The sequence below is a fragment of the Mesorhizobium sp. M7A.F.Ca.CA.001.08.2.1 genome (genome assembly GCF_003998455.1).
Lineage (GTDB): Bacteria > Pseudomonadota > Alphaproteobacteria > Rhizobiales > Rhizobiaceae > Mesorhizobium > Mesorhizobium ciceri.
In genome coordinates, this window is record NZ_RZPW01000147.1 from 1 (window position 1) to 10,101 (window position 10,101).

A 10,101-nucleotide genomic window follows, 5' to 3' on the forward strand; every position below is an offset into this window, starting at 1 on the left:
GATCAGCACAGCGCGTTCTTGTGCGTATTTTGTCAGCGCATAGATTGAGGCGAGATCGACCGGCTTTTCTTCGTCCGTCGGCAGCGGCGAGAGGGGGGCTCCCTCTGGCGATAGCGGATTCCATTGCCCGCTTTTGATGTCGCTCGCCTTGCGCCGGGCATTGTCGATGCGCCGGCCGTCTGGCGTTGCATAGAGCCCTTCGCCATAGACGCTCATCGACGAGGCGACGACGATCCGTTCGACCGGGTGCTTGATCAGTGCTTCAAGTAGCGTTGCGGTGCCGAGATCATTGGCGCCGACATAGCGCGCGATCTCGTACATCGATTGTCCGACGCCGACTTCCGCCGCCAGGTGAATGACCGCGTCAACACCTTCCAGCGCACTGGCGACCGCCTCCCGGTCTCGGACATCACCCTTGATCAGTTCGGTCCCGGCGGGAAGCGCGACGGCTTCGCCTGCATGCACCTGCTCCAGCAGCGCATCGAGGATGCGAACCGAATAATCCTGCTCGACGAGTTCCTGTGCGACATGCCGGCCGATGAAGCCGCAGCCTCCTGTAACCAATATGCGTTTCACGACGACTCCTCAGACAAGTAACCTCGGCGCCCCGAACTTTTCGGCAAAAGGTTTGTTCCCTTGCTTCAACAAAGTTCCTTTGGCGGACTTCGTTGGGAGCCGGCATCGCGATCACGGCGCGGTGCTGGAACATTGACGCCCTTGTGCTGTTAGGGCGCCCGACAGCCCGCGTGTCCCATGGGGCAACGCCGATCAAAGGAGATTTCAATGTCTCAGTCGCAAACGACCACCGACCACGACGAAATTCGCAAGTGGGCCGAGGAGCGGGACGGCCGGCCGGCAGTGGTGCGCACAAAAGGCGAGGGCGGCATCCTGCGGATCGACTTCGGTGAGCCTGAGGAAGCATTCGAGCCCATCGAATGGGACGAGTTCTTCCGGATATTCGACGAGAACGATCTGGCCTTTCTGTATCAGGCCAAGACCGGGGAGGGGAAAGCCAGCCGTTTCAACAAATTCGTCGAGCGCGATCAGAAGGACTGATGACACAAGCCAAGCGGCTGATCTGTACGGCCCAGTTTTCGAGATGTGGTCAACAATGACGGCCCCGCGGCTTACCACTTCAGCCTGAGAGGGAGGGTAAAACTAATGCATCAGGTTTGCGCCGCGGGTTTTCGCCATCTCTCGCATGATGCCGTTGAGCCAGTTTTCAGTGGATTGACCAAGCTGTCTGCGGTCGACATCCCGGATCGCTTGCTCGAGCGTCCTCTCGACGAGCCGATCCGATGCGTCGACGTCTCCCAGCAAAAGGCGAGCCGCAAGTCGCAGTTTAGGCAAAAGCGCGAAGACATCGTCGGACGGGTCCGGCATGGAACTCGCCCGCCCCGGTGCCTGCGGGGGAAAAAGTGCGTTGAACACCGCCTGGCTGCCCGAGGATTTCCGCAAATTGCTGGCGTAGCGGAGATGATCGGGAATGGCGATGTCGTCATCGCCACTGAAGAACACGAAGGGGATACCCCGGCGCATCAACTCATCGGCGATTGGAAACACACGTCGGCCATTGAGATTGACATCGAGGATTGCAGCTTCGGCCGTTTCGGTATGTTTGGATGCCTGTTCGACGGTTGCGGCGGGCCCGAGAATGATGGCGCCCATATTGCTGAAGAACCGCGCAAGATCTCCCGCCAGCGTCCATTCGTCTTCGACTATCAGAATATGCAGCCCCCGCAGGTCGCGCACATCGTCATCCTTTCTTGCAACGGAGGTTAGCATGCAGCGCATTCGCTTCCCGAATTCTGTCATCCAGGGCCGCCTGCAACCGCTTCGCAAGCATCAGCATGCGATCCGGGACGGGCCCCGCATCGGAATCTGCTAGCGATCCAGGCGCCCCTGACACCACTGGCGCTCGGAGTTTTATGTCAGCAGAGCGTTTCGTCATTGAACCACCATTGATATCGGGTTCAACGTCATCCCTGACGTCTTGTTCCATACGTCTTGCGCGCTATATGGTTGTGTCCTGTTCGATCCGGCCTTGAGGAGACTTCATGTCGGGTCGGCGAAAGGGGGACATGCCGTGACTGCCCGATCGACTAGATTTCCCATCGTTGGCATCGGCGCGTCCGCGGGTGGCATTCCCGCGATGGAAGGCTTGTTCAAAGGCGTTACCAGCCAGCCCGGCATGGCGTTCATCATCATCACGCATCTCAGCCCGAAGCGAGAAAGTCTGTTGCATGAAGTTGTCAGCCGCTACACCGAGATGCCTGTCGTTGTGGCCGAGGATGGCATAGCTGTTGTACCTGACCACGTCTACGTGATGCCACAAAACGTCACTCTGGCGATCGCCAACGGTGTGCTGCGCCTGCGGCGGCCCAACGGGCTTACCCAAGAGCGCAAACCCGTCGACATCTTCTTTAGTGCGCTCGCTGAAGACCAGGGCGAATATGCCGTGGGCGTCATTCTGTCGGGCGGTGATTCCGATGGAACGCTGGGCGCCAAGGCGATCAAGGAGCGGGGTGGCCTCACTGTCGCGCAAGCGCACGACGGCTACGGGCCGCGCAATCCCGACATGCCACAGAGCGCTATTGCCAGCGGGCTCGTCGACGTCGCTGTGCCCGCCGAGGAGATCGGGGCGAAGCTGGAGGCTTTCGCCCGCGGCTTCGACACGCTGGAAGGGCTGGCGGAAGAAGATGGCGACCATACGGCCGACATCGATAAGGTGCGAGAACAGATATACGCCATTCTGCGCAGCCACTCCGGCCACGACTTCTCGGGCTACAAGACCAAGACATTTCTGCGCCGCGTGAAGCGACGCATGCAGATCGCCCAGGTCCATTCCATCAGCGCCTATATAGACTGGCTGAAGAAAGATGCTCGCGAGGTGATGAACCTTTTTCGCGATCTGCTGATCAATGTCACCAACTTCTTTCGCGACCCCGATGCCTTCGAGTTGCTCGAGCGAAAGATCATACCGCAGTTGTTCGAAGGCAAGACCGCCAGCGACACCGTCAGGGTCTGGGTTCCCGGATGCGCCACGGGCGAGGAGGTGTTCTCCATCGGCATCCTGCTGCGCGAACACATGGAGAAGCTTACGGTCGTTCCGCGCGTCCAGATATTTGCCACCGACATAGACGAGCCTGCGCTGGCGGTGGCCCGGGCGGCACGCTATCCCGAAGCCTTGCTGCAAGGGCTTTCACCCGAACGCCGACAGCGGTTCTTCAACGGCGACGGAGAGAGCTATGTCATTAGCAACGAGATACGGGAACTGTGCATCTTCTCGCCGCACAGCGTCATTCGCGATCCGCCTTTCTCGCGCATGGATCTGGTCTCCTGCCGCAATCTGCTGATCTATTTCGGCCCGAGCATCCAGAGCCGTGTCATCCCTGTCTTTCACTATGCATTGAAGCCCGGCGGTTACCTGTTCCTCGGCACCTCCGAAAGCGTTGGGCAGCACGACAATCTGTTTGCCACTGTCGACAAGAAACATCGTCTCTTCCAGGCGCGCGAGCATGCCTCGCCGCATATCAGGCTGCCCGCCTTGATCGGTGAGAGCCGTTCCGGCGTCTTTCCCTCTGAAAGCGCCGGCTTAAGGAAGGGAGCCGCCGGTTATCCGCTGCGCCAGGCTGTCGAGGCGCAGGTGCTGGAGCGCTTCGCTCCGCCGCATGTCCTGGTCAACGCCGAGGGCGATGTCGTCTATTATTCGGCCAGGACCGGCAGATATCTCGAAGCGCCGCAAGGGATTCCCAGCCGGCAGTTGCTGACGATGGCTAGGCGTGGGCTGCGACTGGACCTCCGCGCCGCGTTGCGGGAAGCGACGACGACGCGCCGCACAGTGGTGCGGGAAAACCTCATCGTAGAGGAAGACGACGAACGGGTCCAGCCGATCAAGCTCACGATCGAACCGCTCACCGAACGTGGCAATGGCGAGCCGCTTTATCTCGTCCTGTTCGAACCGTCGGGGCCGACCCAGGCCCGCTCAGAGGAAGACGGCGGCGGCCGTGACAGTGACAGCACCGCCGATCTCGAGCGGGAGCTGCGCGACACCAGGGAGCGCCTGCAATCGACGATCGAGGAATACGAGACCGCGCTGGAGGAGGTCAAATCGTCGAACGAGGAACTCGTCTCCGTCAATGAGGAGGCGCAGTCCACCAATGAGGAACTCGAAGCCTCGAAGGAGGAGATGCAGTCGCTCAACGAGGAGCTCAACACGATCAACGCCGAGTTGACGGCCAAGATAGAGGAGCTCGACCACGTCAACGGCGATCTGCGCAACCTGTTCGAAAGCACCGACATCGCGACCATTTTCCTCGACCGCAGCCTTGTGGTCCGTACCTTCACGCCGGCGGCGTCATCCTTCTTCAGCCTGCGTCCCTCCGATGTCGGCCGGCCGCTGACGGATCTGTCTAGCCAGCTCGACTACCCCGAGTTGAAGCAGCACATCGACAAGGTCTTCGAGACAGGCGAGATCCTGAATCACCATCTGGCACGCGATGCCAGGGGCCTGTTCCACATGGTCCGCATCAATCCCTATCGCGACAAGGGCAACAGGATCCAGGGCGTGGTGGTGACACTTGTCGATGTCACCACTCTGGCACAGGCGGAAGAGCATCAGCAGGTGCTCATCTCGGAACTCAACCATAGGGTCAAGAACATGCTTGCGGTGATCGCCAGCATTGCAAGCCGCACGCGGGAAAGTTCTGATACGAAGGAGGAGTTCGCGGATGCGCTGATCGGCCGCCTGCATGCCATGTCGCGGGCCTACGGCCTGCTGACCCGGGAGAGATGGAAGGAAGCCTCGGTCAGGGAAATGCTCCAGCAGGAGCTCGAACCATTCGGCATCGATCGGATCGAACTCGATGGCAAGGATGTCAAACTAGGTCCGCAACAGGGGCTCTCCCTGAGTATGGCCATCCATGAACTGGCCACCAACGCGGCCAAGTATGGCGCTTTGTCAAAAACCGACGGCAAGGTCAGTGTGCAATGGTCGATCGACGATGACAGTTTCACATTTGGCTGGCGAGAAAAGGACGGCCCTCCTGTCAAGGCGCCGTTGGACAATGGCTTTGGGCTGACCTTGTTGCAGGGTGAAATTGATTACAGGCTGGGCGGCCATGTCGAGACCGCGTTCCACAAGGACGGCCTCAGCGTCCAGATTGCGTTTCCGGCAAACCACAAGGAGGCGCCGTGAGCGACGACAGGCCGCGCGTTCTGGTGGTCGAGGACGAATGGCTGATCGCCGAATACGTCGCGTCTCGCCTGCGTGCGGCGGGTTATCCCGTGATCGGCCCGGTCTCGTCGGTCGCCGCGGCTCGTCAACTTATCGATGCAGGCAAAGTCGACGTGGCGCTGCTGGACATTCAATTGAACGGTGAAACAAGTCTGCCCGTGGCCGAAACACTGTTGGCTCGCGGTATCCCCTTCGCCTTCATGACCGGATTTGGCCCCCGTGACGTTCCCAAACCCTTCCGAAACTGCAAATTCGTGCCGAAGCCGGCAGGCGACGCTGCCCTTCTCAACACCCTGGCCGACCTGGCATCGCTTCGTCCCGACACGCATTCTTCGTGATTTCAGGCAGTGCTGGCCTCGATCGATCCGGTGACTCCGGCCCGCCCGATTTAGGGTTCATTCGACTGTGAACACCTCAGGGACCGCGAAGTGGAACAACTCAAGCCCGTGCGAGTTCGGTAGCCGTGCAGCGTCATCGCTCCCCTCGTTTGATGCTGGACGATCGGGTCCCCCTCAGCCTGATCCGCTCGCGCTTTCTGTTGGAAAGCGCGAGCCTTTAATGATCTCGACGATCATGTTTTTGGACCGGGGTGGGAACAACGTACCGGTTCGGCAGTTCGGCGTGCAGGAGGAACAAAATGCAATTCGCCGAAGAAATCGCGCTCAGGCGCGTAAAAATGCTGGTCGAACAATATGTTGTAGCCAGGAGCAGGAGATATGATTTCGTCTCGACGGAACTTGCCTGCAAAGCCATCCGCCAGGTCGTACGAAGTCCGATTGAAGATGCCGAACTGGACCATCTGCTGGCCAGAAGCGCCGTCAAGCAAGGGCTTTCGGTGCGGTTCGACCGAATAGGTCATTGGCAGGCGGCTTCGCCCGAACTCCAGGAGAAGTCAGCATGAGAGCAGTGCTATTGATGTCGGCGGCATTGCTCGCCTTGGCGGGGTGCAACGATAATGCCGATCCAGCCAAGTCCAAGACGGATACTACGAACAGCCAACCGGTCGACAAGAATCCCACGACCGACACCAACCCGACACCGCAGACCAGCACCGGCGGCGAGCAGCAAGGTACGCAGCCAACCCAGCCGGCATCTCCAAAGCCAAGTGGCGGCTAGGCCAAGTGGCGGCTACGGCCGCTTCTGTGCCCAACGGCGCGGTCGCCGGACACGTCTCTCCGGCCGGAACCGAGGCCTCCGGCCTCAGCAAACAATTCTTACGGGAACGGACTTGACGGCCGGAACGTGGGCCTCCTTGGCGCGATGCCATAGGGGCACCAGGGGATTGAGTTCCGGATAATAGCCGGCGCAGTTGCCTTGCGGCACGGAATAGGGTGTCACACGAAGGCCGCGCACACGCCGCTCCACACCGTCATCGGCATGCGTTTCGAGATCGATCTGCTGCCCCGCGGTCAGTCCGAACCGCTGGATGTCGGCCTCATTCATCAGCAACACCATGCGTGTACCGTGGATGCCGCGCAACCTGTCATCATAACCGTAGACGGTCGTGTTGAACTGGTCGTTGGATCGCACTGTGATCAGCGTCAGCACCTTTTGGCCCGAGACATCGATATCGGGATCTGTCTCCAGCGTGGTGGGCGGCTTGAAATTGGCCTTCTTGTTCGGCGTCTCCCAAATTCGCTTCGATGCCTTGATGTCGCGATGGAAGCCTCCGGGTGTCAGGAACCGCTTGTTGAACTGGCGGAAATGCTGTGGAAAGCAGCGCTCGATCTCATCACGGATGCGAGAATAGTCGGCAATCCACTTATCCCACGGGATCGAACTCATGTCTGGCACGGTGGCCTTGGCCAGCTCCGCGACGATCTTCGGTTCCGAAAGCAGGTTTGGCGAAACCGGCGGGCGCGATCCAAAGGACCCATGGATGCAGGCGGTCGAATCCTCCATGGAAACGGTCTGATCGCCGCTTGCCTGGCGATCTCTTTCCAACCGGGACAGGCAGGGCAACAGATAGGTTACTGCCCCCGGCAGGAGATGACTTCGGTTGAGCTTGGTCGCGATTTCGACATGCAGGCCAAGTCTGCGCCAGGCTTTCTCAACGAGGCCGGTTTCGGGCACGGCGCGGACGAAATTACCACCCAGGCCGACAAAGCCTTTCACCGAGCCGGCGATGACGCCTTCGCAAGTCTCGACCGTATCGAGGCCCTTCTCGCGCGGGGGCTCGAATGCATAGAACTCGGCGAATTTGTCGAGCGGAACGAGTTCAGGTTTTTCGGATATGCCGACGGTGCGCTGGCCCTGGACGTTGGAATGACCCCGCAGGGGCGAAATGCCGGCGCCGGGTTTTCCCATATTGCCCCGCATCAGCAGCAGATTGCACAACATCTGCACGTTTTCGGTGCCATGCCTGTGCTGTGTCAGACCCATGCCATAGTTGCCGATCACCGCATTGGACCGGCTGTAGACTTCGGCGACATGCTCCAGATCCGGTCGCGCAATGCCCGACCGGGCGACGATGTCATCCCACGCGGCAGCGCGCAGATAGGCCTCGAATTCGGCGAAACCATGCGTATGTTCCGCGATGAACCCGATATCGAGGATACGCGAGCTTCCCTGCTCGCGGGCCGCATCGTCGAGCGCGAGCACAGCCTTGGCGATGCCGGTCATGGCGGCGATATCGCCGCCGCCGCGGACCTGGAAGAAGTCGCTGGACATTTTCGTGCCGGGCCCCGGCGACAGCATGTCAACGGGATTCTGCGGGTTCTTGAAGCGCTTGAGCCCTCGCTCCGGCAAGGGGTTGAAGGTGAACACCGGCACATTGCGTTCACGGGCCTCCTGCAGCGGGTGCAACAGCCGCGGCGCCGTCACCCCGGTGTTGTGGCCGAAGAAGAACATCATGTCGCATTGCGAAAAGTCTTCGAGTTGTACGGTTCCAACCGGCGAGCCGATTGATCTGGGAAGCCCGACCGAGGTCGATTCGTGACACATGTTGGAAGAATCGGGCAGGTTCGACGAACCGTAGATGCGCGCGAACAGCTGATACATGAAGGAAGCCTCCAAAGAGGCCCGGCCGGACGTATAGAAAACCACCGATTTCGGATCGAGGCGCCGAAGTTCCATGCCGATCTCGGCGAAGGCTTCATTCCAGGACACCGGCTCGTAGCGGTCGGTGACGGCATTGTAGCGCAACGGATCGGTCAGTCGGCCCTGCTTTTCCAGCTCGCAATCCGGCCAATCGAGCAGTTCGGTGACGGAATGTCGTGCAAAGAAATCGGGGCCGCAGCGCAGCTTCGTCTGATCCCACAGCGTGGCCTTGGCGCCATTTTCGCAAAACTCGAAAGGCCGCGGCTCTGCCGGCTTGGCCCATGAGCATGAAACGCACATATAGCCGTCTGCCTTGTTCTGCTTGAGCAGAGTGCTCCATATCCCAGACATCAGAAGGCCTTCGCCATAGGCTTTACGGATCAAGGAAGACAGGGATCCCCAGCCGCCCGTCGGGTGGTCGTATTTCTTGATTTCGACATGATCGGTAACGGCAGGGTTCATGGCAGAACCTCGCAAGTGCGACTACCAACCCTCGCCGCTCGTTGATTGTTCCCCGCTGCCGGGATGGGAACGTCGCTGGTTCAATCCAATCCCGCCAATCCCGGATCGCCCCACCGCTGGAGGCCAGGCCGGCAAGCGCCAGACCCGGTCCTCACTGAGGGCGCTTGCCTGTGGAACTATTTCCGTCATGGGCTGTTCGGCGATGGAAGGAGCCGGAAAATGGAGCGACGCAACGCAATAATCTCGCTGGTGATAGCGGCGGTCATCATTGTCGGTTTCGTCGTCGGCTTTTTCTACGTTGACATGGGATGGCAGACCTCGCCGCTGAAACGCGCGCCGGAGCAGAACCAGGGCGGCAATGCCCCGGCGGATACCGCCCCGGCTGCCGGCGTCCAGAAAAATCCCAGGGAAAACACGGAAATGCCGGGGCAACAGTGATCGATGGCTGGCAGCAACAGGGGAGGGTGACCTGGCAGTAACGCTGTCGAACTGAGATCAACACAGTACCGATCTGGAGTGCGGATGATGGGCATCCTTTCCGACCTCGACAAGAAGCTGACGGACAATATGTACGAGCATGGCAGCGAACTCACCGATGCGGTTTCGGATCTGCCGGAAGCGGTTGTGGAAGCGGTCGAACGGCTGATGTTTTTCATCCAGCCCGACGCGCGCGACACAGTCAGAAGTCAGGTTCTCGGCCTCATTCACGAATACGGAATCCAAGACGCTTCGAGCGGGGATCGCCCCGATTGACGTTCAGCACCCCACTAGCAATCGAAACCTGATGAGATCGCCTCGTGCTCCGGATCGGGAGGCGCGGTTGTTGACGGACTCGTCGAGTGCTCTAGATCAGATTCAAGCCGGCCGCGGTTTGTTGCGTCGGGGAGACTATCCTGTGGCGCACCAAACGCCTGATTTGATCGTTAGCCGCCGCTATCTCAGGCTCGATTGCCTGTGCCTGCTTTTGCTGATGCTCTCGGCATGCTCATCTTCCGATCAGATCGAGCAGCAATCACGAACCGTGGCGTCCGCATCGCAGACCGTGTTGATGGCGCTGGACGCCTGGGCGGCAGGGGCGGCGCCGACCGCATACACGGTGGACACGCTGCAATCGATCGGCAAGACGCTTGCCGATGTCGGGGCGCAAATCCGGTCCGCCGAAACCAGTGAACCCACCGAGCAAGCTTCTCTGACAAAAGCAGTCAATGATTTGTCGGTCGCGGTGACGCGTGCCGAGGCCGGACTGCAGGCAGATGACCGGCTGGAAGTCCAAGACGCGCAACAGGATTTACGGCTGGCGTCGCGTGCACTCGCTACCGCCTACGCCAAATATTTCGCGCCGAAGCCATGAAAAAGCTCATGGA

General features: G+C 60.0%; 11 protein-coding genes. 8 read left to right on the forward strand and 3 right to left on the reverse strand.

All coding sequences use genetic code 11. The features are described 5' to 3' along the window. Positions 1–576 (reverse strand): NAD(P)-dependent oxidoreductase (locus tag EN914_RS11515; RefSeq protein WP_127389084.1); only part of this gene is annotated, 576 nt, incomplete at its 3' end. Between the two features lie 207 nt (positions 577–783). Here EN914_RS11515 and EN914_RS11520 point away from each other — a divergent pair. Continuing rightward, on the forward strand, positions 784–1,056 hold the full coding sequence (locus tag EN914_RS11520) for a hypothetical protein (RefSeq protein WP_013533191.1): 273 nt from the start codon (positions 784–786) through the stop codon (positions 1,054–1,056). A gap of 102 nt (positions 1,057–1,158) precedes the next feature. Here EN914_RS11520 and EN914_RS11525 read toward each other — a convergent pair whose 3' ends face one another. Continuing rightward, positions 1,159–1,815 (reverse strand): response regulator, encoded by a 657-nt coding sequence (locus tag EN914_RS11525; RefSeq protein WP_081714228.1) that lies wholly within the window; start codon positions 1,813–1,815, stop codon positions 1,159–1,161. Positions 1,816–2,086: 271 nt separating this feature from the next. Here EN914_RS11525 and EN914_RS11530 point away from each other — a divergent pair, with 271 nt between their 5' ends. The 4 genes from EN914_RS11530 to EN914_RS11545 all read left to right on the forward strand — a co-directional run bounded on the left by EN914_RS11530 (position 2,087) and on the right by EN914_RS11545 (position 6,352). Continuing rightward, a complete protein-coding gene (locus EN914_RS11530; protein ID WP_024502369.1) occupies positions 2,087–5,197 on the forward strand; it encodes a CheR family methyltransferase in 3,111 nt (1,036 codons plus the stop codon). Beyond that, positions 5,194–5,574 (forward strand): response regulator, encoded by a 381-nt coding sequence (locus EN914_RS11535; RefSeq protein WP_024502370.1) that lies wholly within the window; start codon positions 5,194–5,196, stop codon positions 5,572–5,574. The genes EN914_RS11530 and EN914_RS11535 overlap by 4 nt, the downstream gene beginning before the upstream one ends. Before the next feature lie 299 nt (positions 5,575–5,873). After that, positions 5,874–6,137: a hypothetical protein gene (locus EN914_RS11540; protein ID WP_013533187.1), complete on the forward strand. Its 264-nt coding sequence runs from the start codon at positions 5,874–5,876 to the stop codon at positions 6,135–6,137. Next, positions 6,134–6,352, forward strand: a complete 219-nt coding sequence (locus EN914_RS11545) for a hypothetical protein (protein WP_013533186.1) — start codon at positions 6,134–6,136, stop codon at positions 6,350–6,352. The genes EN914_RS11540 and EN914_RS11545 overlap by 4 nt, the downstream gene beginning before the upstream one ends. Before the next feature lie 84 nt (positions 6,353–6,436). Here EN914_RS11545 and EN914_RS11550 read toward each other — a convergent pair whose 3' ends face one another. After that, on the reverse strand, positions 6,437–8,737 hold the full coding sequence (locus tag EN914_RS11550; protein WP_127389085.1) for an FdhF/YdeP family oxidoreductase: 2,301 nt from the start codon (positions 8,735–8,737) through the stop codon (positions 6,437–6,439). 219 nt (positions 8,738–8,956) lie between these two features. Between EN914_RS11550 and EN914_RS11555 the strand changes: the two genes are divergently transcribed. The 3 genes from EN914_RS11555 to EN914_RS11565 all read left to right on the forward strand — a co-directional run bounded on the left by EN914_RS11555 (position 8,957) and on the right by EN914_RS11565 (position 10,088). Beyond that, a complete protein-coding gene (locus EN914_RS11555) occupies positions 8,957–9,175 on the forward strand; it encodes a hypothetical protein (protein ID WP_013533184.1) in 219 nt (72 codons plus the stop codon). An 84-nt stretch (positions 9,176–9,259) separates the two neighbouring features. Continuing rightward, on the forward strand, positions 9,260–9,490 hold the full coding sequence (locus EN914_RS11560) for a hypothetical protein (RefSeq protein WP_013533183.1): 231 nt from the start codon (positions 9,260–9,262) through the stop codon (positions 9,488–9,490). 142 nt (positions 9,491–9,632) lie between these two features. Continuing rightward, on the forward strand, positions 9,633–10,088 hold the full coding sequence (locus tag EN914_RS11565) for a hypothetical protein (protein WP_024502373.1): 456 nt from the start codon (positions 9,633–9,635) through the stop codon (positions 10,086–10,088). Positions 10,089–10,101 lie beyond the last annotated feature (13 nt).

Bases quoted from the DNA above. Each gene is read 5' to 3' on its own strand.
- EN914_RS11555 (WP_013533184.1), top strand. From the start codon at position 8,957: ATGGAGCGACGCAACGCAATAATCTCGCTGGTGATAGCGGCGGTCATC.
- EN914_RS11525 (WP_081714228.1), bottom strand. From the start codon at position 1,815: ATGACAGAATTCGGGAAGCGAATGCGCTGCATGCTAACCTCCGTTGCA.
- EN914_RS11540 (WP_013533187.1), top strand. From the start codon at position 5,874: ATGCAATTCGCCGAAGAAATCGCGCTCAGGCGCGTAAAAATGCTGGTC.
- EN914_RS11560 (WP_013533183.1), top strand. From the start codon at position 9,260: ATGATGGGCATCCTTTCCGACCTCGACAAGAAGCTGACGGACAATATG.
- EN914_RS11550 (WP_127389085.1), bottom strand. From the start codon at position 8,737: ATGAACCCTGCCGTTACCGATCATGTCGAAATCAAGAAATACGACCAC.
- EN914_RS11520 (WP_013533191.1), top strand. From the start codon at position 784: ATGTCTCAGTCGCAAACGACCACCGACCACGACGAAATTCGCAAGTGG.
- EN914_RS11545 (WP_013533186.1), top strand. From the start codon at position 6,134: ATGAGAGCAGTGCTATTGATGTCGGCGGCATTGCTCGCCTTGGCGGGG.